Annotated in this window: 24 protein-coding genes; 9 read left to right on the top strand and 15 right to left on the bottom strand. The window is 64.5% G+C overall.

What is annotated here, in order from left to right:
- Positions 1-25: 25 nt before the first annotated feature.
- Positions 26-496, top strand: a complete 471-nt coding sequence (gene argR / locus CK627_RS07080) for a transcriptional regulator ArgR (protein ID WP_005308670.1) — start codon at positions 26-28, stop codon at positions 494-496.
- An 86-nt stretch (positions 497-582) separates the two neighbouring features.
- Here argR and CK627_RS07075 read toward each other — a convergent pair whose 3' ends face one another.
- The 5 genes from CK627_RS07075 to glnK form a co-directional block, all read right to left on the bottom strand.
- A complete protein-coding gene (locus tag CK627_RS07075; protein ID WP_024942028.1) occupies positions 583-1,488 on the bottom strand; it encodes a Dyp-type peroxidase in 906 nt (301 codons plus the stop codon).
- Positions 1,489-1,591: 103 nt separating this feature from the next.
- Complete coding sequence (locus CK627_RS07070; protein WP_095591993.1) at positions 1,592-2,626, bottom strand: ABC transporter ATP-binding protein; 1,035 nt, start codon at positions 2,624-2,626, stop codon at positions 1,592-1,594.
- A gap of 69 nt (positions 2,627-2,695) precedes the next feature.
- Complete coding sequence (locus CK627_RS07065; RefSeq protein ID WP_095591992.1) at positions 2,696-4,321, bottom strand: ABC transporter permease; 1,626 nt, start codon at positions 4,319-4,321, stop codon at positions 2,696-2,698.
- Between the two features lie 39 nt (positions 4,322-4,360).
- A complete protein-coding gene (locus tag CK627_RS07060) occupies positions 4,361-5,368 on the bottom strand; it encodes a Fe(3+) ABC transporter substrate-binding protein (RefSeq protein ID WP_005308657.1) in 1,008 nt (335 codons plus the stop codon).
- Positions 5,369-5,574: 206 nt separating this feature from the next.
- Positions 5,575-5,913, bottom strand: coding sequence for a P-II family nitrogen regulator (glnK, locus tag CK627_RS07055; protein WP_005308655.1), 339 nt, complete (start codon positions 5,911-5,913; stop codon positions 5,575-5,577).
- 201 nt (positions 5,914-6,114) lie between these two features.
- Here glnK and arfB point away from each other — a divergent pair, with 201 nt between their 5' ends.
- The gene (gene arfB, locus CK627_RS07050) at positions 6,115-6,531 is read left to right on the top strand and encodes an alternative ribosome rescue aminoacyl-tRNA hydrolase ArfB (protein WP_017765283.1); all 417 of its coding nucleotides are present in this window, start codon (positions 6,115-6,117) and stop codon (positions 6,529-6,531) included.
- Between the two features lie 23 nt (positions 6,532-6,554).
- Positions 6,555-7,049 carry a methylated-DNA--[protein]-cysteine S-methyltransferase gene (locus CK627_RS07045; RefSeq protein ID WP_017765282.1) on the top strand — a complete coding sequence of 165 codons (495 nt, stop codon included), beginning with the start codon at positions 6,555-6,557 and terminating at the stop codon, positions 7,047-7,049.
- 332 nt (positions 7,050-7,381) lie between these two features.
- Here CK627_RS07045 and CK627_RS07040 read toward each other — a convergent pair whose 3' ends face one another.
- The 7 genes from CK627_RS07040 to CK627_RS07010 form a co-directional block, all read right to left on the bottom strand.
- Positions 7,382-8,578, bottom strand: coding sequence for a NupC/NupG family nucleoside CNT transporter (locus CK627_RS07040; protein ID WP_005308649.1), 1,197 nt, complete (start codon positions 8,576-8,578; stop codon positions 7,382-7,384).
- A gap of 182 nt (positions 8,579-8,760) precedes the next feature.
- Complete coding sequence (locus CK627_RS07035; RefSeq protein WP_005308648.1) at positions 8,761-9,696, bottom strand: LysR family transcriptional regulator; 936 nt, start codon at positions 9,694-9,696, stop codon at positions 8,761-8,763.
- A gap of 82 nt (positions 9,697-9,778) precedes the next feature.
- A complete protein-coding gene (locus tag CK627_RS07030; protein WP_017782231.1) occupies positions 9,779-10,315 on the bottom strand; it encodes a glutathione peroxidase in 537 nt (178 codons plus the stop codon).
- Positions 10,316-10,377: 62 nt separating this feature from the next.
- On the bottom strand, positions 10,378-10,941 hold the full coding sequence (locus tag CK627_RS07025; RefSeq protein WP_017787490.1) for an NnrU family protein: 564 nt from the start codon (positions 10,939-10,941) through the stop codon (positions 10,378-10,380).
- 210 nt (positions 10,942-11,151) lie between these two features.
- Positions 11,152-12,285 carry a glycerate kinase gene (locus CK627_RS07020; protein WP_095591991.1) on the bottom strand — a complete coding sequence of 378 codons (1,134 nt, stop codon included), beginning with the start codon at positions 12,283-12,285 and terminating at the stop codon, positions 11,152-11,154.
- Between the two features lie 9 nt (positions 12,286-12,294).
- Positions 12,295-13,557 (bottom strand): GntP family permease, encoded by a 1,263-nt coding sequence (locus CK627_RS07015; RefSeq protein WP_005308643.1) that lies wholly within the window; start codon positions 13,555-13,557, stop codon positions 12,295-12,297.
- A gap of 119 nt (positions 13,558-13,676) precedes the next feature.
- The gene (locus CK627_RS07010) at positions 13,677-14,792 is read right to left on the bottom strand and encodes a sugar diacid recognition domain-containing protein (RefSeq protein ID WP_044799129.1); all 1,116 of its coding nucleotides are present in this window, start codon (positions 14,790-14,792) and stop codon (positions 13,677-13,679) included.
- 322 nt (positions 14,793-15,114) lie between these two features.
- Between CK627_RS07010 and CK627_RS07005 the strand changes: the two genes are divergently transcribed.
- From CK627_RS07005 to CK627_RS06985, 5 genes are all read left to right on the top strand, one after another.
- Positions 15,115-15,489, top strand: a complete 375-nt coding sequence (locus CK627_RS07005) for a YacL family protein (RefSeq protein ID WP_005308639.1) — start codon at positions 15,115-15,117, stop codon at positions 15,487-15,489.
- A gap of 62 nt (positions 15,490-15,551) precedes the next feature.
- Positions 15,552-15,845 (top strand): hypothetical protein, encoded by a 294-nt coding sequence (locus CK627_RS07000; protein ID WP_005308637.1) that lies wholly within the window; start codon positions 15,552-15,554, stop codon positions 15,843-15,845.
- 163 nt (positions 15,846-16,008) lie between these two features.
- Positions 16,009-16,839 (top strand): CPBP family intramembrane glutamic endopeptidase, encoded by an 831-nt coding sequence (locus CK627_RS06995; protein WP_017765276.1) that lies wholly within the window; start codon positions 16,009-16,011, stop codon positions 16,837-16,839.
- Between the two features lie 173 nt (positions 16,840-17,012).
- Positions 17,013-18,329 carry a sphingomyelin phosphodiesterase gene (locus CK627_RS06990; RefSeq protein WP_017765275.1) on the top strand — a complete coding sequence of 439 codons (1,317 nt, stop codon included), beginning with the start codon at positions 17,013-17,015 and terminating at the stop codon, positions 18,327-18,329.
- The gene (locus CK627_RS06985; RefSeq protein ID WP_095591990.1) at positions 18,326-19,114 is read left to right on the top strand and encodes a hypothetical protein; all 789 of its coding nucleotides are present in this window, start codon (positions 18,326-18,328) and stop codon (positions 19,112-19,114) included. Before CK627_RS06990 ends, CK627_RS06985 begins: the two co-directional genes overlap by 4 nt.
- A 39-nt stretch (positions 19,115-19,153) precedes the next feature.
- Here CK627_RS06985 and CK627_RS06980 read toward each other — a convergent pair whose 3' ends face one another.
- Positions 19,154-20,635 carry an alkaline phosphatase D family protein gene (locus CK627_RS06980; RefSeq protein ID WP_095591989.1) on the bottom strand — a complete coding sequence of 494 codons (1,482 nt, stop codon included), beginning with the start codon at positions 20,633-20,635 and terminating at the stop codon, positions 19,154-19,156.
- A gap of 160 nt (positions 20,636-20,795) precedes the next feature.
- A complete protein-coding gene (locus CK627_RS06975) occupies positions 20,796-22,016 on the bottom strand; it encodes a DEAD/DEAH box helicase (protein WP_095591988.1) in 1,221 nt (406 codons plus the stop codon).
- A 158-nt stretch (positions 22,017-22,174) separates the two neighbouring features.
- Here CK627_RS06975 and CK627_RS06970 point away from each other — a divergent pair, with 158 nt between their 5' ends.
- Positions 22,175-22,984 (top strand): type 2 periplasmic-binding domain-containing protein, encoded by an 810-nt coding sequence (locus CK627_RS06970; protein ID WP_019840840.1) that lies wholly within the window; start codon positions 22,175-22,177, stop codon positions 22,982-22,984.
- A 67-nt stretch (positions 22,985-23,051) separates the two neighbouring features.
- Here CK627_RS06970 and tpx read toward each other — a convergent pair whose 3' ends face one another.
- Complete coding sequence (gene tpx, locus CK627_RS06965) at positions 23,052-23,552, bottom strand: thiol peroxidase (protein WP_095591987.1); 501 nt, start codon at positions 23,550-23,552, stop codon at positions 23,052-23,054.
- Positions 23,553-23,681: the final 129 nt, after the last annotated feature.

The following is a 23,681-nucleotide window of genomic DNA, read 5'->3' as shown; positions in this document are numbered from 1 at the left end:
AAACCTCCTCATTCGTGAGTCCAAGATGAAGCATAACGACAAGCAAGAAAAACTGGCCAAGGCCTTTAAAGCCTTGCTGAAAGAAGAACGATTTGGCTCCCAGGCAGAGATAGTGACTGCCCTGCAAGAGATGGGCTTCGAAAACATCAACCAGTCCAAGGTATCGCGCATGCTGAGCCGCTTCGGCGCCGTTCGCACCCGCAATGCCAAGATGGAGATGGTCTACTGCCTGCCGGTGGAACTGGGCGTGCCCACCACCTCCAGCCCGCTCAAGAATCTGGTGCTGGATGTCGACCACAACGGTGCCCTGGTGGTGATCCACACCAGTCCGGGTGCGGCCCAGCTGATCGCCCGTCTGCTCGACTCCCTCGGCAAGGCCGAAGGGATCCTCGGCACCATCGCCGGTGACGACACCATCTTCATCACCCCGACCAGCGACACCGACATCGAGGAGCTCTACCTCTCCGCCCTCGAGCTGTTCGAACAGACGCCGTAAGGGCGGCAACCGCCCCGTGGCGGTTGCTCCAGAACGCAAAATCCCGGCCAAGGCCGGGATTTTTGTTATCTGCGGGTGGGCGAGCCTTATTTGCCCTGCCCTACCAGAAAATCTTCTGAGGGAGCGAAGAAGGCTGCGCCGGTCACCGCCCTGGTGAAGCGCAGCAGGTGATCGAAGTGGCTGCCCTCCCCCTTGTACATGCTGGCCAGCATAGCGTTGAAGTGCAGCGGAGTGCGACAGCAGGAGATGAAGTAGAGCCCCTGCTCGGTCATGGTGCCCCAGGGCATGCTCTGGCGCAGGATCTCCATGGACTCCCCCTTCGGGGTCTTGAGGTTGACCCGCTTGATGTGGGCGGTCAGCGGCTTGTCGGCCGACTCGTACTCGATGTTGTCGACCTTGGTGCGACCTATGATGTCTTCCTGCTCTTTTTGCGCCAGCTTCTCCCAGTCGCTCATGGCGTGGACCCAGCGCTGCACGTGGATGTAGGAGCCGCCGGCAAACTCGCCATCGGCCAGCAACGCCACTTCGGCGCGGTGCTCATCCTGCGGGTTCTCGGTGCCGTCGACGAAACCGGTCAGGTCGCGGCAGTCGAGGTTGCGAAAACCGCGCACCTCTTCCGCCAGCTCCACCAGCCCGGCCAGCAGGGCCATGACGCGCTGACCGGCGTGGTGCAGCACATCCACCCGATCGGCGCGCAACTGTACGAACAGATCGAACGGGGTGTTGGGGGCCTCCTGGCCGTTGGCGGATTGCGCCATGAAGCCGCGGAACTGGGGCGGACGGGCGGCGGGATAGAGGCCATCCCAGGCGTCGGCACCGACGGCGACCAGACCGCTGAAGCCGGCAGCGGGGAAATCGGCGGCCACCGCCTCCCACAGGGCCGGCAGCCTGGCCAGACGGGCCACCAGCTCGGCGGCGTCACCGGTGCGGTTGAACATCAGATAGAGGGCGTGCAGATTGGGCTCGGCACAGATCCCGGCTTGGGCTTTCATATATCTCTCCCCTGAACAGACATTGGCGATATGGGCGGTTAGCGTTGCGCGATTATAAACCAGCGCGGTTCCAGTTCATTGATTTCACGACGATATCACGCGTTCAGGGTAAAGGGTCAAACAACACCAGGGCGTGAGGGGTCACCCTGACCCGTGCCCGCGCGCCCTCCAGCGGCTCGCCGATGCTCGCCTCCAGCCGCAACTCGCCACTCTCGAACAGCACCCGGCAGTGGTGGCCTAAGAACTGCTGCTCCACCACCTTGAGCTCGCCATCCGCGGCGCTCTCCAGCAGCAGCTGCTGGGGCCTGAGCATCAGTTGCAGCAACTCACCCACAGCCCGGCCGTGAGGCTCGCTGCCGCAGATGACCCCGAGCGCCGTGCGCACGCAGTGACCGTCCACCACCTCGGCCGCCAGGTAGTTGACCCCGCCGAGAAACTCCGCCACGAAGCGATTCTGCGGGCGACGATAGAGCTGCTCAGGCTGGCCCACCTGCTCGATGTGACCCGCGCGAAACAGCGCCAGCCGATCGGCGAAGGCAAAGGCCTCTTCCTTGCTGTGGCTGACGAAGATGGCGCCGATCCCCTGCTGCTTGAGCAGGGCGCGGATCTCAAGGATCAACTTCATTCGCACCTGGGTGTCGATGTTGGAGAAGGGCTCGTCCAGCAGCATCAGCCGCGGCTTGCACACCAGGGCGCGGGCGATGGCCACCCGCTGCTGCTGGCCGCCGGAGAGCTGGTGCGGATAGCGATCCCCTAGCCCCTGCAGATTGACCAGCGCCAGCGCCTCGTCCACCTGCTGCTGGCGGACACGGCGATCGAGCCGGGTCAGACCGAAACCGACGTTGTCCGCCACCGTCAGGTGGGGGAAGAGGGCGTAATCCTGAAAGATCATGCCGATGTTGCGCGCCTCGGGCGGCACGCTGGCACCCGGCCCGTCGAGCAGGGTATCGCCGAGGCGAATCGTGCCCTCCGCCAGCGGCAGCAGGCCAGCGATGGCCTTGAGCAGCGTGGTCTTGCCGCAACCGCTCGCCCCCAGCAGGCAGACAATCTCGTTGTCAGCCACCGTCAGGGAGAGCTGTTCCAGCACATTGCGGCCGTTGTAACGGCAACTGACATTTTCAACCTGCAAACAGGACAAGGCTGACTTCCTCATATTCTTTTGAACCAGACCGACCGGCGGCCGGACAACATTTCAAGGTTGGCGGGCTCAGTGCCCCGCCCCATCCAGGTTGCGGTTGACCCAGATGAGCGGCAACAACCCCACCAGCACGATGACGATGGCGCCGAGCGCGCCGCGCTCCAGCATCTCGTCCGAGACGAACTGGTAGACGTGGGTCGCCAGAGTATCGAAGTTAAACGGCCGCAGCAGCAGGGCGGCGGGCAGCTCCTTCATGGATTCGATGAACACCAGCATGGCACCGGCAAACAGGCCGCGCCGCACCAGCGGCAGGTGCACCCGCCGCAGCATGGCGCCATCCCCCAGCCCCAGGGAGCGGGCCGCCATGTCGAGGCTGGGGGAGATCTTGCCCATGCTGCTCTCCACCGAGCCGATGGCGATGGCCACGAAGCGCACCAGATAGCCGAACACGATGGCGGTGAGGGTGCCGGTCAGCAGCAACCCAGGCCCCTGACGCCCCAGCCACTCGGCCAGATCGTTGATGGCAAAGTCGAGGGCGGTGAGCGGCACCAGCACCCCGATGGCGAGCACGGTACCCGGCATGGCGTAGCCCATGGCGGCGATGCGCAGGGGCAGCAGGCTCTTGAACCCGCCATCGAGGCGGCGGCAGAAGCCGAGCAATAGGGCGATGCCCATGGCCAGCAGAGCGGTCAGCGCCGAGATAGCCAAGCTGTTGCCGGCGAAGCGGACAAACTCCGGCGTCCACGACAATTCGAAGTAGCGCACGCCGTAATCCAGCAGGATGACGAACGGCAGGCCGAAGCCGGCCAGCACCAGCCCCCAGCACCAGATCGCGGCCAGCCAACGGCGAATCCCCTTGAGCGGGTAGCGCAGCGGCTGCTCGTGGCCCATGGACTTCTGGAACACCTGCTGCCGGCTGCGAGAGCGGCGCTCCAGTGCGATCAGCAACACCACCGCCAGCAGCATCAGACAGGAGAGCTTGGCGGCGGTGGCCAGACTGCCATAGCCAAGCCAGGTGTCGTAGACCGCCGTGGTCAGGGTGTTGATGGCAAAGAAGTGGACGGTGGCAAAGTCCGCCAACGTCTCCATCGCCACCAGGGATACCGCCACCATGATGGCGGGGCGTGCCAGCGGCAGGCTGAGGCGGCGAAAGCTCTGCCAGGGACTGCAACCCAGCAGGCGGCTGGAGTGAATGAGGCTGACCGACTGCTCCAGAAAGGAGGCGCGGGTCAGCAGATAGACGTAGGGAAACAGTACCAGCGCCAGCACCCAGGCGGCGCCGCCGAGGGAGCGGATGGCCGGAAACCAGTAGTCGGCCGGACTGCTCCAGCCAAACAGCTGCCGCAGCCCCGCCTGCAGCGGACCCGAGTAGTCGAGCAGATCCGTGTAGACGTAAGCCACTATGTAGGAGGGCATGGCCATGGGCAGCATCAGCGCCCACTGCAGGGCCCGGCGCCCCGGCACCTGGCACATGGCCACCAGCCAGGCGGTCGGCACGCCGAACAGCAGGCTGAGCAGCACGACCCCGACCACCAGCCCCAGGGTATTGGCCAGATAGTCGAACAGCACGGTATCGGCGAGGTGGCTAAACAGATCTCCGTCGGCCGAGAAGGCAGAGAAGACCAGGGCAAGCACCGGCAAGGCCAGCAGCAGGGCGCTGGCCCAACTGCCGGTAATCCATCCAAAATTTTTCATGAGACCACAGAGGTTGATGGGGCCGTTGGCCCCATCTGATTACAAGTCGAATTTCACTTCATCCAGCAGCTGCAAGGCGTCCTTGCGGTGCTTGGCGTAATCGCTGACCGGCATGGGGTCAGACTTGAAACTGCCCCAGGACTTGACCATGGCGGAAGGCTCGACCCCGGCCTTGACCGGATACTCGGCATTCACGTCCGCATACATGTGCTGGGCGGTGTCGCCGGCCAGAAACTCCATCAGCTTCTGGGCCTCGGCCTTGTTCTTGGCATATTTGGTCATGGCCACGCCGCTCACGTTGACGTGGGCACCGCGATCCCCCTGGTTCGGGAAGTTGATGTAGACGGCATCGGCCCAGGACTTCTGCGCCGGATCCTTCAGCATGGCGCCCAGGTAGTAGCTGTTGCCGAGCGACACGTCACAGATACCATCCTTGATCGCCTTGACCTGATCCCGGTCGTTGCCCTGCGGCTTGCGCGCCAGGTTGGCCTTGACCCCTTCCAGCCAGGTTTTTGCATCCGCCATGCCGTGATGAGCGATCATGGAGGAGACCAGCGCCACATTGTACTCATGCTTGCCGCTGCGGGTGCAGATTTTTCCTTTGAATTCAGGCTTGGCCAGATCTTCGTAGCTGATGGTGTCCAGCTTTCCGAGGCGATCCTTGCTGGAATAGATGGCGCGCACCCGGGTGGTCAGGGCGAACCAGCGGTTGTCCGGATCACGATAGATGGCGGGGATGTTCTCCTGCAGGATCTTGCTGTCCACCGGCTGCACCAGCCCCTTGTCCACCAGATCGGTCAGCCGGCTGATGTCGACGGTCAGCATCAGATCCGCCGGGGAGAGCTTGCCTTCCCGCTCCAGACGCTCGTTCAGCCCCTCTTTGGCGAACACCACGTTGACCTTGATGCCAGACTCTTTCTCGAACTGCTGGATGATGGGCTTGATCAGCTCATCCTGGCGGTTGGAGTAGACATTCACTTCCCCTGCGGCAAACGCCGACTGAGCCGCCAACGCAGAGAAAGCCAGTGCCAACATCTTCATTTTCATCATCCATTCCTTGAGTTGCTATATCGAGTGAGAACCATTGCTGTTTGCATTTTGCATTGAGCTCGACAGCAGGATCAAGAAATCCTGACGTTGCGGGATCACATATTTAAACGCCGTTCAAACAAAGGGGCCGGATAGAATCCTATCCAGCCCCGCCATGGAGTCAATCAGCGACACCCCATCGACCACCAGCCCCGTCAGGGCCGTCAGAGCGCCTCGTCGTCGTTCTCGCCGGTCCGAATGCGCACGGCCTGCAGCAGGTCGTAGACGAAGATCTTGCCGTCACCTATCTTGCCGGTGTAGGCGGCCTTGCAGATCGCCTCGATCACCCCTTCGACGTTGTCATCGGCGGTGGCGATCTCCAGCTTGACCTTGGGCAGGAAGTCGACCTGATACTCGGCTCCCCGGTATAATTCGGTGTGCCCCTTCTGGCGGCCAAACCCTTTGACCTCGGACACGGTCAGACCCTCGACCCCCAGGATGGCGACGGCCTCGCGCACGTCATCCAACTTGAAGGGTTTGATAATCGCAGTAATCAGCTTCATCTGGTTGCTCCCAATCCATGGTATGTCATGAATGGGGAATCAATTCTTGTGCCAAGTCTTTTTATTGTTTAATTTCAAAAAGATAGCATTTACGTCTGGAGCAGGACTCTCCCGACATCACCAAGGGAGCGCAGCTCGCCCCATTATGAGGCACCAAGCTGAACCAGCCTGCGCCGCTGCACCAAACAAGAGCACAGCAGTATGTTAGTCATCTCCAACAGCGTCACCCTGCCCTGGCATGAGCTGCAATTCCAGACCATGCGGGCACAGGGCAACGGTGGTCAGCACGTCAACAAGACCGACTCCGCCGTCTGGTTGCGCTTCGATTACCGCAGCTCCCCCAGCCTCACCCCGCTCTACAAGGAGGGGCTCGACAAGCTGAGCGACAGCCGGGTTCACGACGGCTTCATCCTGATCCGGGTCGAGACCCATCGCAGTCAGGACATGAATCGCAAGGAGGCAATGAACCGCCTGGTGGAGCTGCTGAAAAAAGCAGCCTGGCGCCCCAAGACCCGCCATGCCACCAAGCCGACCCGCAGCTCCCAGCGCAAGCGGGTCGATGCCAAGAAGCGCAAGGGGGAGATCAAATCGACCCGCGGCAAGCCGGTAGTGGACTAGGCCCGACACCCGAGGATGACAACATGCAATACAGTTTTTGCGACAGCGCCCATGGCCCCCTGCTCATCGCCATCGATCGGGACGGGCTGCGCTACGTGGAGTTCGTGCGAGGCGAACAACCGGTGACGCCGACCGACCAGTGGCAGCGGGACGATCAGGCGCTCGCCCCTTTCATCGAACAGTTCGCTGCCTACTTCGCCGGTCGCCTGCGCCGCTTCGATCTGCCGCTCGCCGCCCGGGGCACCCCTTTTCAACAATCGGTATGGCGCGCCCTGGGCGACATTCCCTACGGTGAGACCGTCAGCTACCTCGAGATAGCCCAGGCCATCGGCAATCCCAAGGCGGTACGGGCGGTGGGGGCCGCCAACGGCCGCAATCCGCTCAGCATCATAGTGCCCTGTCACCGGGTGATCGGCCGCAGCGGCGAGCTGACCGGTTATGCCGGCGGCATCCCCATCAAACGCTGGCTGCTGGCACTGGAGCAGCAGACCGCCGATCATTTTGTGCTGACCCCCTGAGCCGCGGCCGGCATCCCGTTAGCAATCTGGTTGCCGGCGCTGGAACAGCAAACCACAGACGGCGTCGCGCCCCCCCGACCAGCCTCCACTGCGTTTAGCAAAATGAACATAGTATGAAGAATCGCCTCAGAAGGGCTTCAGACAGCCTCAGGCATCATGGCTTCACACTTGGATGGCATGGCTCATCCCTCATTCAAGTGGCACCCATGTGACGCTTCCAATCTGTCTTTTTCCCCCGCGCCTCCCTGAGGCGCTTTTTTTTGCCGGCAGACGGGCGCAAAAAAGCCCGCCGAAGCGGGCTCTGACCGGAAGGTGCTAACTTCTGGGGTCAATCAGAGGGCGAGGAACAGGCCGGCCAGCGAGGCGCTCATCAGGTTCGCCAGCACCCCCGCCAGGATGGCGCGCATGCCGTAGCGGGCGATGAAGGATTTGCGCTCGGGCACCATGGCACCCAGGCCACCGATCAGGATCGCCATGGAGGAGATGTTGGCGAAACCGCACAGGGCGAAGGTGACGATGGCCTTGCTCGATTCGCTCAGGGTCTGGTCCTGCACCAGGGCGATGAAGGCGACGAATTCGTTCACCACTATCTTGGTGCCGATCAGGGCGCCGGCGGCCTGAGCCTGCTCCCAGGGGATGCCGATCAGCCAGGAGACGGGGGCGAACAGCCAGCCCAGGATGATCTGGAAGCTCAGCTCCAGCCCCACCAGGTCACCGGCCCAGCCCAGCAGGCCGTTGAGCATGGCGATCACACCGACGAAGGCCAGCAGGGTGGCCCCCACGGCGACCGCGATGTTGAGACCGGACATGGCACCATCGGCGGCCGCTTCAATCACGTTGGTGGCACGCGGGATCACCACGTCCTGATGATGGTCCTCTTCTTCGGCGGCAGGCGGCACCAGGATCTTGGCCATGGCCAGACCGGCCGGCGCCGACATGAAGGCCGCCGCGATCAGGTATTTCAGCTCGACCCCGATGCTGGCGTAACCCACCAGGGTACCGCCAGCCACGGAGGCGAGGCCGCAGCTCATCACCGCGAAGAACTGGGAGTCGGACATCTTGGAGAGATAGGGTTTGACCACCAGCGGCGCCTCTACCATGCCGACGAAGATGTTGGCGGTGGCGGAGAGGCTCTCGGCGCGGCCGGTGCCCAGCAGCTTCTGCAGGCCGCCGCCAAGCAGGGCGATCACTTTCGGCATCAGGCCGATGTGGTAGAGGATGGCGATCACCGCGGAGAAGAAGATGATGACCGGCAGCACGTTGAAGGCAAAGATGAAGCCCAGCTTGAACTTGGCCAGATCGCCGAACAGGAAGGCGATCCCCTCCTGACCGTAACCGATCACGCTGCTCACGCTCTCGCTCACCCCGTTCAGCACGTGCTGACCGGCGGGCAGCCAGAGTACCAGGCCGGCGAAGAGGATCTGCAGGCAGAGGGCCAGGCCCACTGTTCGCAACGGGATACGACGACGATTATCAGAGCAGAGCGTGGCCAGGGCCAGGATGCTCAGGATGCCGAGCAGGGCAATCATAGGGACTCCATCAGGTGGGGCAAAAGATGGGCGCGGATTCTGCGCTCCCGGCCTCGCCACTGCAAGTCCAGTTGGTTACAGCCCTGTTAGCAAAAACGTTTTCACGATACCGGTTGCGGCAACTGGCTGATTTGGCTCGATTTTGGTATCAAGCGAAAGCCAGTGTTCTTAAATAGAAACGATTATTCCTCTGTACCGGACAATTTGCCGCCGAGCCAGGGGGCCAGCCGCTGTTCCCAGTAGGGATGGGGGCCGAAACCCTCCTTGAGGAAATCGATGAACAGCCGGATCTTGGGATCCAGGTGCTCGCGCCTGGCATAGACGGCGTGTACCGCCATCTTCTGGTTGGGTCGCCACTGGGGCAACAGAGGGATCAGCTGGCCGGTCTGCAGCTCCTTGTCCAGCAGGTAGTTGGCCACGTAGGCGATGCCGAGCCCGGCCAGGGCGGCGTCACGCACCGCCTCCGCCAGGTCCACCCGGTAGTTGCCGGCCACCTGCACCGTCTGGCGCTCCTTGCCCTGGCGAAACGACCACTCGTGGTAGCGCCGCTCCCGGCTCTGGTAGGTGATGCAGTTGTGCTGGGCCAGATCCTTGGGATGGAGCGGGGTGCCGTGGCTCAAGAGATAGTCCGGCGAAGCCACCAGCACGAAGCCGATGTCCGCCAGCCGCTGCCCCACCAGGGCCTCGGGTTTGTCCTCGTAGGTGGTGATCCAGAGATCCAGCCCCTCATCCACCAGATTGGTGCGGTGATCGAACAATGAGACTTCCAGCTCCAGCTCGGGGTAGCGATCCTGAAACGCCTTGAGGCGCGGGATCACGTGCAACCGGCCGAAGGATTGACCGACCCCCAGATGGAGCACGCCGCTCACCTTGCCGCGCCGCTCCGCCACCATGGAGTCCGCCTCCAGCGCCACCGCCACCAGGGCACGGCAGTGGCGGGCATACTCCTGGCCGAGTTCGGTGAGGGAGAAGCGGCGGGTGGTGCGCTGCACCAGCTGGGCGCCGAGTTCTGCCTCGAGCTGGGCCAGCTGCTTGCTGATGTGGGATTTGGAGACGCCGAGCCGCCGGGCGGCGGCAGAGATCCCCTGTTCACGGACCAGGGCATCGAAGATCACCATTTGGGGCAGACGTTGCAGCACGGGATTACCAGACTGGAGAGCGGGCCCCCATTATTCCAGAGCGGCCCGCCGCGGGGTAGCGCTAAAGGCCGAGCGCCCGTTTGACCTCTTGTTGCAGGGGATCGTCCGCCGGATTCTGGTTGGCACCGTAGCTGCCGATGAGCTTGCCGTCGCGCCCCACCAGGTATTTGTGGAAGTTCCAGTTGGGGGCATCGCCATCGGCTGCCGCCGCCAGCCCCTTGAACAGGGGTACCGCATCCGAGCCTCGAACCGCCACCCGGTTGAACATGGGGAAGGTGACCCCGTAGTCGCGCCGGCACACCTCGGCGGTCTTGTTCTCGTTGCCCGCCTCCTGTCTGAAGTCGTTGGAGGGGAAGCCCAGCACCACCAGTCCCTGCTCCTTGTAGCCCTGATAGAGCCGCTCCAGATCCCGGAACTGGCCGCTGTAGCCACAATAAGAGGCGGTGTTGACCACCAGCACCACCTTGCCTTCGGTCAGCTGGCAGAGGTTGTGGCGCTGGGTGCTGTTGAGCTCCCGCATCTCCACGTTGAAGTAGTCGGGGCAGGCGGCGCCGGCCATGCCGGATGCCAGCGTCAGCAACAAGACAATCCTTTTCATCGAGTGACTCCTGTCAGGCAGATGAGTGACATACGCACGAACACGCCGGCCGGTTCACCGGCTCAATAGAGCGGGATGCCGGTGAGCATGCCGTGTCCCCAGAAGATCAGCAGGGCGGTGAGCGCCAGCCCGGCCCCCACGCTGAGCCCGGTGCCATACCAGTTGGCAGCCGGACGGGGATGGCGCTGCCAGTCCCGCACCGAAATCCAGACGATGCTCACCAGTGCCCACAGGCCGATGCCGCCAAACAGCACCAGGGAGCGGGCCTCGCTGTTGACCGCCAGATGGGCACCGGCCCAGAGCAGGGTGCCGAGCAGCTGGGGATGCACCAGCCAGCGCCGCAGGTGGTTGGGGCCCTGACCGGAGCAGAACAGGATCAGGGCGATGGGCATCACCGCCATCATCAGGGTCGGTCCCCAGGCGGGCAGAAAATAGAGCGGCAAGGGGCTGGAGGTGCGCCAGCCGGCAATGATGCAGGCGATGCCGATAAACAGCACCAGCGAGAAGAGTCCCTTGTAGCGATGCTCCCCCAACCGCTCGTGCAGCCGGATCCTGTGGTCGGGCGCGAAGCAGGGGTAGAGGTGAGTCAGGGTAAACAGCAGTACCCCCAGGGTCAGCAAGATCATGGGTCGCTCCTTGTACTATGGGGGATCACTATGCCGCAAAGTCGGCGGCCAGAATACAGAAACCGCAGAAAAGCACTGGGGATACAGCGGGATAATGAAAAAAGCCGATCGACGGATCGGCAAGGTGTTTCGGGCTGACCCGCAGTTGAGCGGGTCGTCACCGCGACACGGGGCGGGGTTGGCCGGCGCCAGGCACCGGCCAGAAGAGGGTCAGAGTCGCAGCAGATAGAGCGCCGCCACGTTGCGGGCCGTGAGCTGCAGGTTGGTGGTGGCGGTGGCCAGCGCCTCCGGCAGGGACATGGCGCGGTTGACCACGGCAAACACCGCATCCAGCCCGTGCTCGTGCACCACGCCGCAGTCGTCGGTCAGACAACCCGCGATACCGATCACCGGCTTGCCGAACTGCTTGGCACAGCGTGCGACACCGATTGGCGTCTTGCCGTGAATGGTCTGGCTGTCGATGCGCCCCTCGCCGGTGATGACCAGATCCGCGTCGGCCACCGCCTCGGCCAGTTTCAACGCCTCGATGACGATCTGGATGCCGGGCTTGAGCTCGGCGCCGAGCAGGCCCACCAAGGCCGCCCCCATGCCGCCGGCGGCGCCCGCCCCCGGGATCTCCTTCACCTGCTTGCCGAGGGCCTGCTCGATGCAGTCGGCGTAGTGGGCCAGGTTGGCGTCCAGCTGCGCCACCATCTCGGGGGTCGCCCCCTTCTGCGGACCGAACACGGCGGAGGCCCCTTTCGGCCCGCACAGCGGGTTGTCCACGTCGCAGGCCACTTCGATGGTGATCTTGGCAAGGCGCGAATCCAGCCCGCTCAGATCGATGGTGGCCAGCTCGGCCAGACCGGCGCCGCCCGGCGCGATGGGAGTACCGTCGCGTTTGAGCAGCTTGCCGCCAAGCGCCTGGATCATGCCGGCACCGCCGTCATTGGTGGCGCTGCCGCCGATGCCGAGGATCAGGTGCTTCACCCCCATGTCGAGGGCCGCCAGGATCAGCTCGCCGGTGCCGCTGCTCGAGGTGTGCAGCGGATTGCGCAGCTCAGGCGCCACCAGATGCAGGCCGGAGGCCGCCGCCATCTCGATGACGGCGCGCTCGCCATCCCCCAGCAGACCGACGAAGCCCTCTACCTGGTTGCCGAGGGGGGCGGTCACATGGAAGGGCAGAATGCGACCGCCGGTGGCGTCCACCAGGGACTGCACCGTGCCCTCGCCGCCATCAGCCATCGGCAATTTGACGTAGGTGGCATCCGGCAGCACCTGCTTGAAACCGGCCTCGATGGCATCGGCCACCGCCATGGCGCTGAGGCTCTCCTTGAATGAATCGGGGGCGATAACAATTTTCATATCAATTCCTTAGGCGAGGCCAAACACGCCAAACATCAGGGTGGAGACAACGGCGATGGTCAGACCGACCGCGGTTTCGTAGGGGATGAGCTTGAGCCGCTCACCCACGCCCATGTGGACGCTACCGCCGGTGGCATGGAAGAAGGAGCCGTGGGGCATGTGGTCGAATACGGTGGCACCGGCGTGGATCATGGCGGCCCCCGCCAGGCTGCTGATGCCAAGCTCGAGCAGGGTAGAGCTGAACACGTTGGAGGCTACCACGGTACCGGCGGTGGTGGAGGCGGTTGCCAGCGACATCAGGGCACCCGAGATGGGGGCCAGCAGGTAGGAGGGCAGGCCGGAGGCGGTCAGGCCGCTGATCAGCACATCCTTGAGACCGGAGTTGGCGATGATGCCCGCCAGAGTACCGGTACCCAGCAGCATGATGGCCACCGGCGCCATGCGGGCGAGACCGGAGACGGCAAACTGGTTCACCTTGCCGAACTTGCCCATCATCAGGGCACCTACCAGACCACCGAGAGGCAGTGCGATGAGCGGATCCACCACTATGCCGGCGATGGGGCGCAGGGCCAGCAGCAGGATGGCCACCAGGGGCGCACTGATGGCGGCGGCAAAGCCCGGCAGCTTGCTGCCATCGAAGCTCACCACCTCGTCGGCGGCCACCTTGCTGCCCTTGTTGTTGAGGCGCTTGGCCAGCCAGTAGGCCATCACCAGCCCGAACAGGCCCGGGATGATGCCGGCCGCCATCACAGAGGTGAGTGGCAGGTGGAAGGCGTCCGCCGCCGCGATGGCGTTGGGGTTGGGCGACATGACGTTGCCCGCCTTGCCACCGCCGATCATCGCCAGCAGGATGGCCGCCTTGGAGAGATCGGCACGGCGGGCGATGGCCAGCGCAATGGGGGCGACCGTGATGACGGCCACGTCCACGAACACGCCGACCGCGGTCAGGATCAGGGTGGCCAGCGCCAGCGCCAGCAGGGCGCGGGTCTCGCCCAGCTTCTTGACGATGGTCTCGGCGATGGTGGTGGCGGCGCCCGATTCGATCAGCACGCCGGCCAGTACGCCCGCCGCCAGGATCCGCATCACCGCCGTGGTGATCCCCTGGGCGCCGCCGATCATCAGGGCGACGGTCTGGGTCAGATCGGCGCCGCCGATCAGGCCGCCGGCCAGGGCGCCGACGATCATGCCGTAAGCGGGTGGCACCTTCTTCAGGATCAGGAAGATGGCGATGGAGAGCGCCGCGAGGGCGCCAAGGGCTGTAACCGGGGTCATGACGGGCACCTTTCTAGTGAGTGAATGGTGGCCATTATGGTGATCCGGGATCGGAATGCTTTGGTCAAAAAACCAAATATCAGCTTTTAAAAACGCAACTTTCTGTATATATGAACAAATCAGCTGTCGAGATTGAGCCCGAGATAGAGCAGGAACTTGTCATCTAACTTGTTGAAATTCAACCCGGTTATCTGCTCGATCCGGGTCAGCCGATAGCGCAGGGTATTGGGGTGGATGAACAGGGCTTCGGCACAGGGATGCAGATCACAATCCTGCAAGAAATATTGGCGCAGCGTCTTCTGCAGCGTTCCCTTTGTGTCCTCCTGCGCCAGCTTGTGCAGCGGGGCCCGCAGCTGATCCGCCTGCCAGGAGTCCGCCAGACTGCCGAGCAGTACCGGCAGCCGGTAATCCTCGAAGAAATAGACCTGCTTGCGCGGCGCCTGCCGCATGCCGCGGCGCAAGGTGTCCCGCGCCGTCTGGTAGGAACGCGCCAGCCCGCCGGTGCCAGCGAAGTAATCACCCACCCCGATGCGCACCCGAAAGTGGGGGATGCGGGCCAGCAACTGCTTGATGCGACTGCGCTCCTGCGCCGACTGCCAGATGCCGTCGCTGAGCTGGGCGGGCTTGAGCACCACTATCTCGTCCAGGCCGTTGATGGCCACCAGGTTGTCCCGCTCCGGGTTTTCCAGCAGGTGTACCAGCTCCCGCAGCCGGGCCGGGTCGGCCTCCTCCAGCGCCAGCACCGCCACCACCCGCGGCTGGGCCAGATCCAGCCCGAGAAAGCGGGCCGCCTGCTGCAACTGATCCTCGCGCCCTTCACCACGGATGAGCTGCAGCACCAGCTCCTCCTTGTGACGCTTGTCCCACTGCAGTTGCTCGGTGAGCGCCGCCTGCTCCAGGATCAGCTCGGCGGTCATCCGCACCAGCTCGGCGTAAGCACGCACTTCGTCCGGATCGCCCGAGATGCCGATGACCCCGAGCAGCTCCCCCTGATAGGCGATGGGCAGGTTGATGCCGGGGCGCACCCCCTTGAGCTCGCGGGCGGTCGCTTCGCTGATCTCCACCACCCGGTTCTCGGTCAATGCCAGCACGGCCCCCTCGTGGCGCTGATGGAGCCGCTCCGGGTTGCCGGACGCGATGATAAGGCCGTGCTCGTCCATCACGTTGACCGAGAAAGAGAGGATCTTCATGGCCCGGCTGACAATCTGCCGTGCGAGGGTGTCATTGAGCTGCATAGGTACTCCGCTGAACGAAACGGGAATAGCCTGAGGCGATGATGAGTCGCTGTGGCTCGTCCATCACGTTGGCCGAAGAAGAGAGGATCTTCATCGCCCGACTGATTCTCTGGCGCGCGAGGGTATCGTTTAGCTGCATCACATCTCCAAAGCGGGGGCCGGAGCGGCCACAAAGCGCCGGTAGCGGGGCAAAGATGCCACATCTTCAAGACAAGCGAGGGGGGGCTCGCTAGAATAGGCCACTTTACGCTATATGCGCCCCGCCATGGAGCAGGATTTTCCCCTGCCCATGACGACTCACCCTTCCGCTATGGACTGAACTATGGATTATGAATTTCGCCGCGATCCGTTCGGCGGTTATCGCGCCCGGTTCTCCATGGGCCACGAGGCCATCGGTCAGTGGCTGATCGACGAAGTGGGCAAGGACGAGGAGAAACTCGACGAGCTGTTCGCCATCATCGATCAGCTCTCCAGCCGGGCCCGCACCGAATACCGGCTGCTTGGCGGCGACTACTCCCTGCTGCTGACCCACGAGGAGGCCGAGGTGAAGGCCAACGTCCTCAATATCGAGCAGGATGAGGATCTCGACGATCTCGCCTACTACGATGATGAACAGCTGGCCATGTGCGGGCTGGAAGATTTTGCCCAGGTGCTCGTCTCCTGGCGCGCCTTTATCCGCAACGAGGATATGGGCTGATTGACCCCATCGGAACAACCACGTCGGGCTCACGGCCCCTCGCCCAACCAACAGGATTGACTATGTCTATTTACGATTTTGATGACGAACTGCCGGAAGACGAGCTGGAAGAGCAGCCGAAGAAACCCGCCCAGCCCAAGAAGAAGGGCAAGCAGGTGCTGAACACCCAGGTCAACCTGAGTCCGCGCGATGCCAGCCGCCTGAACGGCCTGCACGTGGAGGCCATCACCACCCTGGACGACGTCAGCCTGCCGAAGAACGTGATCTTCAAGGCCGGCCTGATCGCCCTGGGCGAGCTGGACGCCAACCTGCGCGCCGACATCATCGCCCGGGTGATCGCCGAATCCGGCCGCTGAGACGCCTTGTCACCCTTGCCAAAACCGGAGCCCAGCTCCGGTTTTTTTATGGCCGCTCGCCTGCTCTCTCCTGCCGCGTGGGGATCCGACCAGCTTATTGAGCCTTGTCTCATGGGATGTCCCATTGTTAAGGTGCGGCACTTTCATCGGCCCTGGAGACTCAATGTTACCTCTACCTGATTCACTCATCTGGGGAGCACTGGCGCTGGCCGTCTTGCTCTGTCTGGCCCGGCAGCGTCTGCCCGGCTTCATCATGCTGGCGGTCGCCCTGCTGGCGGCTCTTGGCCTCGGCCACCTGAGCCCTGTCGCCCTGCTGGCCAGCGCGGCAGGTCTGCTGCTGGCCTGGCGTACCCCCTCCCTGCCCCAGCCCTGGCGCGCCGTCGCCCTGGGCGCCGTACTGCTGTGGGCGGTGGCGCTGATGCTACACCTCATCCCCGGCTTCACCAACCTGAAGGTGCTGGATCAGGTGCAGGCCGGCCCCGCCAGCGTGCCCTTCAACATGTACCTCAACCTCGACAAGCCGCTGGTCTTCTTCGGTCTGCTGCTGGCCTGGCCCGCCCTGCTCGGCCCAGGCGGCGCCGTTCAGTGGCGCAGGCTGGCACTGCTGCTGGTGCCGCTGGCGGCCCTGCTGATCGCCGCCTGGCAGCTGGGGGCCCTCAAACCCGAGGTAGGACTGCCCGGCTGGTGGTGGCTGTTTGCCATCAACAATCTGCTGTTCACCTGCGTGGCGGAAGAGGCGCTGTTTCGCGGCTTCCTGCAGCAGGGGATCGCCGCACGCAGCCGGCGCTGGCTTGGGGTGCTGGTAGCCAGCCTGCTGTTCGGCGCCGCCCACCTGGCCGGTGGCCCGCTGCTGGTGCTGTTCGCCGCGCTGGCGGGGGCCTGCTATGGTCTGGCCTTCCTGCTGAGCGGGCGCCTCAGCGTCGCCATCGCGATCCACTTCCTGTTCAACTTCGCCCACCTGGCCCTCTTCACCTACCCGCTGGCCAGCCGCTGAGCCCCTCGGGGGCGTGCCAACCGGCACGCCCCGCCTCTTCGCCAACCTGTCCGCTCGCCCTGCCTCCCCATATGGGGCCTTTCATTTATTTGTAACAAAAATGTAAATGAAATGACCTCTGTGCCCGCCATAACAGTCACTTTCCCGCGTGTCTCAACCAAAAGGACTTCATGATGCACAAGCCCGTCAGTTATGCCGCCCTGCTGCTGGCCAGCCAGTTTCCGCTGCAGGCGCTGGCCGATACCGATGTCTACCTCACCAACAACAGCCCGGATCCGGTCCAGCTGGAGATCCGCCAGAGCGGCTCCGGCGAGCTGCAGGCCGGCAGCCAGTGGATCCAGCACAGGACTGAGCTGGGCCCCTGGGAGAGCGCCATGGTGCTCAGCTTCAACCGCTACGAGGGGGTAAAGGCGGGCAAGAGCTATCTGTTCGAAACCCGGGTCACCACCCCCAGCGGTGACACCTACCGCCTCAACCAGCGGATGGAGGGCACCTGGTGGAACAGCACCCTGCAACACGGCGGCGAGACGCCGGCAGACAACTCAGGCTGGCAGAGCGATCGCGCCATTCACCGCCTGAGCGGGCCGCAGGAGCTGGCCTTCGCCGCCAAGTTCACCGGCCGCTACGACGATCTGCACTACATGCTGACCCCGCCCAAACAGGTGGAGCAACCCGAACCTGCCGAAACCAGGTTGAAGGTGGCCAGCTACAACGTCTGGGCGCTGCCGGTGATCGCCTCCAGCATCGGCGAGCGGCTGGCGCTGCTGCCCGAACACCTCAAGGGTTATGACGCCTTGCTGCTGCAGGAGGTGTTCGACGGCCGCCGCGAAGGCTTCCTGCAGGCGCTGGCCAAAGAGTACCCCTACCAGACCAAGGTGCTCGACAAGCCGGGGGTCAACATCCACGACGGCGGCGTGGTGATCGTCAGTCGCTACCCCATAGTGCGCGAGGCCCAGCTGGTCTATCCCCAGTGCACCGGCACCGACTGCTTCGCCGACAAGGGGGTGATGTATGCGGAGGTGATCAAGGGGGGCAAGGCCTGGCACCTGTTCGCCACCCACACCGCCAGCTTCGACACCGACGAGGCGCGCCGGCTGCGCCAGATCCAGTTCGGCCAGATGCGCACCCTGGCCGCCAGCCTCAATATTCCCGCCAGCGACACCGTCATCTACGGCGGCGACTTCAACGTCAACAAGCGCAAGTTTGCCGACGACTACGCCGGCATGCTGGCCAATCTCGACGCCGACGAGCCGGCCTACGGCGGCTACACCGAGGCCACCTTCGATCCCAGGATCAACCCCTATGCCGGTGGCCCACTCTCCGGCGGCGCCAACGTGGAGTACCTCGACTATCTGGTGGTGAGCCGGGAGTACGGCGCCGCAAGCCACAACCTCAACAGCGTCTGGATCCCGCGCAGCAGCGACGGCAGCCTCTGGCCCGCCAGCAACCTCTCCGATCACTTCCCGGTCAAGGGAGAGATCAGCCGATGAAGCGCCGTTACGGCTTGCTGGCGCTGGCGCTGCTGGCCTTGTTGCTGCTCAACCTGGGCGCACAGGAGGAGCCGGCGCGCCCGGCCTCCACCAGTCAGCCCCCATCGGGCGCCGCTGCGCCCGTGCAGGCACAGCTGCCAGGCTCCCCGGCGCTCGCCTCGCCGGTTGCCGCCACACAGACCGGCTCCGAGCCACCTCCCGCCAGCTGGCGAGCCATGCCGGAGGCGCTGAGCCAGCAGCTCGCCAGCGAGGTAAGCGACAGCGATCTGCCGCTGGCCGAGCGGCTGGCCAATCTGGAAGGTGCAGAGGCCAGCTGGCTTGGCGAGGGAGAGAGCCTGTTTCGGCTGCAGGGGCGCTACGCCCTGGCGCTCGAGCAGCTGGCGCAGGAGAGCGAGCAGCTGCCGCTGGCCGAGCGGCTGGATGCCCTCAGCCGCTTGCAGGATGAGTGGGTGGCGGAGCACCCGGATCTGGCGACTGAACTGTTCAACCCGGCGGCCCGGCTGCAGCAGGCACGCCAGCTGTGGGGGGACGAGGAGCTCGCCACCCTGGCCCACCACTTCCTGCCGGCAGCACAGGCCGAGGCTGCCCTGCAGTTTGCCGCCAGCCGCCAGCAGCAGCTGGATCAGCGCAGCCGCTACCAGCAGCAGTTGACCGAGCTCGAACAGCAGCTGGCGGCCAGCCGGGGCAACATGGACGAGGCGAGCTGGCAGCAGCACAGGGAGGCGGTGCTCGGCCAGTTTCGGCGCGACTTCTTCGCCCGTGACTCCGCCACACCAACGCAATGAAAAAAGGGCCCTGACGGGCCCTTCGTATTTCCCCGGCCATCAGGCCAGCGGGTAGCTGGCCGCCAGGCCGTTCTCGCAATGCCAGTTCGCCCACAGCTTGTCGTCACTGCCCATCAGCAGGGTGGCGAAGTTGCGGGTACGCAGGTAGACGGGGGCGCCGAACGGCTTGATAAGCTCGGCGCGGATCAGCCGGCTCTCATCGAGGTATTCGGGATCGTCGTTGGTCATGGCGAGGATCCCCATCCACTGGAACTGGGTGGGACAGGGGTGGACGATGCCGGAGGAGACCAGCTGGTGCACGTTGAGCCCCTCCCGCTTGTCCTGAATGACCCCGAGGCACCCCACGTGCACGTCGCCTGAGAGGATCAGGGTCTTGCAGCCAGGCTCCTTCTGGCGCCGCTGCCTGGCGTTGTCCAGCAGCCGCATGATGAGGCGGGCCCGCTCCCCCTGATGGGCCTTGGCCCGCCAATGATCCTTGAGATCGTCGGTCAGCTCCTCCTCCCAAGGGGTGGCATCGAACGCCGCCTCGGTGAAGGAGAAGTCGCGATAGACCACGGGCACCCCCGCCAGCACCAGCAGGTGGCCCGTGTCGCAGGCGGCCAGCGCGGCGTTGACCTGATCCCACTGGGACGGGCTCATCACCTGGTCGCGGGTGCGGTTGGCCCGGTTGTCCAGCGCCAGGATCTGGTAGCCCCTGAAACCGAGCCGCCAGGAGTGGTGATTCAGCCCCTTGTCCAGCAGCGCCCCGTTGGCACCGGTACGCAGCTGGAACAGCCGGAAGTACTTGGTGGCGGCGGCATAGATGGCCTGATAGACCTCGCAGCGCTGCAGATCCTCGGGGTAGCTGCCCCAGCCATCGAAGATGTCGTGGTCGTCCCACATCATGGCGCTCGGCACCCGGGCCAGCATGAAGGCGACCTCGAGGCGGCCCCACTGTTTGCAGTAGAGATCGCAATAGAAGCGGTCGAGCTGCTCCACCATGGCCCGGGTCGCCTTGCGCTTGACCTTCTCTGCCCGGTCCAGCTCGTTCCAGGCCTTGAGGGTCGGCACGCTCGTCCAGAGGGAGTCCGCATAGATCTGATCTCCTCCCATCAGCAACAGGGAGAAGGGATGGGCCTTGTGCTCCGCGGCCAGCTTGTCCCACATGACGTAGGGGGCCGGAGTGGAGGTGAGCAGCTTGAAGTCGGAGAAACCGTTGCAGGAGGCGTAGCCTATCCGCACCGGCTCCTTCTTGCCCGGCAGATGGAACTGCCACTTGTCGTATCCCGCCAGATCCTGCGCCGGCTTGTTGTCCAGCAGGATCTCGTAGTCGACGGGGGTGCCGGCCTTGCTCTTGGGACTGGCCTGCCAGACCAGCCGCCAGAAGCCGCCTCTCGGGGTATCCGCCTGCTTGCTGGCGGCCAGCAGCTCGCCGTTGATCCGCACGGCTGCACTCTTGCAACTGGCCTGCGCCATAAAACAGATGCTGTACTCGGTCTCTGACTCGAGGCCCAGCAGGGGGCCCATTACCAGACTGGTCATTCGTCATCCCTCCATGGTGAAACCCATGGAGCATAGCGAAGCGACCGCTATTTGATAGTGACCAGGTGGGCAAACAGAAAGGGTCAGGGTTTGGCCCCGACCCTTTCACTGTTTGGTGCTGCGATGAACCGGCCTGTCACACCGGTCATGACGGGGGGCGCTACGCCTTGCCCTTGAACTGCTTGACGCTGCGCTTGGCCTGGGTGCGACGGTTGGCCTGTTTGTCGCGGGGGGCGCGTTTGCCCTCCCCGCTGGCTGGCTTGTCGGTCACCGGGAAGCCGGTGAGCGAAGCCAGCGGCAGCTCACGCCCGGTGAGGGTGCGGATCGCCGCCAAGGTGTCGGCCTCGCCATGGCAGGTGAGCGAGATGGCGAGCCCGCTGCGCCCTGCCCGGGCGGTGCGGCCGATGCGATGCACGTAGACGGGGGCGCTGGCGGGCAAGTCCAGGTTGATCACCAGCGGCAGCGCCTCCACGTGAATGCCGCGCGCCATCAGATCGGTGGCCACCAGCACCCGCACCTTGCCCGCCTTGAAGTCGCCAAGCGCCTGCTCACGCACCGCCTGCTCCTTCTCACCGTGCAGGGCCGCCACCGCGATGCCCGCCTTGGCCAGCTTGCGGGCCACCCCGTCGGCGTCGTCCCGCGCGCTGATGAAGACCAGCACCTGCGGCCACTCGTGGGCCTTGAGCAGGCTGATGAGCGCCGGTACCTTGCTGCTCTTGTTGACCAGATAGAGCCGCTCCTCGATGTCGTCAGCCACGCTGTTGCGAGGATCCGCCTCCACCCGCGCGGGCTCTTTCAACAGACCGGTTGCCAGCGCCTCCAGTTCGGCGGGCAGGGTGGCGGAGAAGAGCATCTGCTGCCGCGCGTCCGGCATCGCCTTCATCAGCCACTGAATATCGGGCCAGAACCCCATCTCCAGCAGGCGGTCCGCCTCGTCCAGCACCAGGGTGCGCAGGCCGGCCAGGGTCAGCAGCTGCTGGCCCAACAGATCCCGCAGCCGCCCCGGGGTCGCCACCAGCAGCTGCGGCCCCAGCGCCAGCTCGGCCTGTTGCTGCGCCTGTTCCACCCCGCCGCACAGGGTCACCAACCGCAGACCCAGCCCGGCGGCCGGCCCCTGCAACGCCTCGCTCACCTGCACCGCCAGCTCGCGAGTCGGCACCAGCACCAGCCCCTGCACCTCTGCCAGGGCGGGATCCAGCCGCTGCAGCAGCGGCAGGCCGAACGCCAGGGTCTTGCCGCTGCCGGTGCGGGCCAGCGCCAGCAGATCCCGTCCCGCCAGCGCGGCTGGGATGGCCAGTTGCTGTACCCGGGTCGGGTGCTGAAGATTGGTTGGCAGGGCCGCCAGCAGGGCGGGGGCAAGGGCGAGTTGGTCAAAGGTCATGGCACGGTACGGATAAGCAAGTGGGAGGGCGAAGTCTAGTGAGCGGGGGCCCATAAGTAAAACCCAATCCACCCAGGTGCCGGTTCCGGGCCACCCCGCCGCGCCAGGGTGCCGCTGGCTACACTTCAGAAAACCTCTCAAGGCGGAGCGACCCGACCATGACCCGATCCCCCACCCTGCCCCTCTTGCTGCTGCTCGCCCTGCTGGGGCTGACCAGCCTGGGGCTCTCCCGCGCCGATCCCCAGGCCACCCCCGCCGCCAAGCCGGTACGCATCATCAACGCCCACCTCGGCGAGCTGCCGGGGCTGATCAATGCCGACAAGACGGGTCCTTTCGTCGATCTGGTGCGCGCCATCGACGATCTCTATCCGGATATCAGCATCCGGATCACCATCTATCCCCTCGCCCGGGCCATGGCCGGGGTGATCGCCGGCACCGCCGACTTCAGCCTGCCCGCCATCCGCAACCTGCAGGATGCCGACCTGCTGCCCTATCGCTTCAGCACCCGCAGCTTTGGCAAGGTGACCCACGTGCTCTACAGCAATACCGACCACATCATCACCCCCGACATGGCCTACGGCATAGTACCCACCAAGCGGGATCTGCTGATCGAGGCGACCCCCGGCTTTCTGCCCATTCCGCTGCAGCGGTCGATGAGCATAGAGCAGTCCCTGCGCAAGCTCTCCCGCGGTCGCATCGATGCCTTCATCTGGGCCCAGGAGGAGGCCGACCTGATGTTGCGCCGGCTCAAGCTCACCAACATCCACCGGGAACATCTGGGGGATTTCGAGGATGTCTTCATCATCGCCAAGGGGCCCGCCGGCGACGAGATGGATCGCTTCCTCGGCGAGGCGATTGACCGGCTCGCCGCCTCCGGCAAGCTGGCCGAGATCTACGCCAGGTTGCACCGCCCCTATGTGGAGTGGCAACCCAAGCCCCCATCGCAGCCGCTCGCCACCTCCCCCTGACGGCAGCCGCCCATAAAAAATCCCGCCGGGGCATGGCCCCGGCGGGATTTTTGTCGACCCGACGCTATTACAGCACGGCCAGGGCGGCGGCGTAGTTCGGCTCGTCGGCCACTTCGGCCACCAGCTCGCTGTGCAGCACCTTGTCGTGCTCATCCAGCACTACGATGGCGCGGGCAGCCAGACCCACCAGCGGGCCGGAGGAGAAGGCCACACCGTAGTCCTGCAGGAAGGAGACGCCACGCAGGGTGGACAGGTTTACCACCTTGTCCAGACCCTCGGCGCCGCAGAAGCGGGCCTGGGCGAACGGCAGGTCGGCGGAGATGCACAGCACCACGGCGTTGTTCAGGGCGCTTGCCTGCTCGTTGAACTTGCGCACTGAGGTAGCGCAGGTCGGGGTATCGACGCTCGGGAAGATGTTCAGGATTTTGCGCTGACCGGCGAAGTTCGCCAGGGTCACGTCACAGAGATCCTTGGCCACCAGGGAGAAGGGCTTGGCCTGTTCGCCGGCAACCGGGAAGTGACCGGCGACGGAAACCGGGTTGCCTTGCAGGGTGACGGTATTGCTCATGTTATGTCCTTGATTATCGAGGGAGGATCAGGGCCTCCAGTATAGGCCCGCCGGGCGGGGACAAACACCCGCCAATCACAGGGATATAGGATCGCCAAATCCCCCGTCTGGAGGAGCAGAGAGAAAGGG

Source organism: Aeromonas dhakensis, assembly GCF_002285935.1.
Classification (GTDB): domain Bacteria; phylum Pseudomonadota; class Gammaproteobacteria; order Enterobacterales; family Aeromonadaceae; genus Aeromonas; species Aeromonas dhakensis.
Note: the sequence above shows the minus strand (reverse complement) of the source record. Positions and strands in the feature narration are given on the sequence as shown.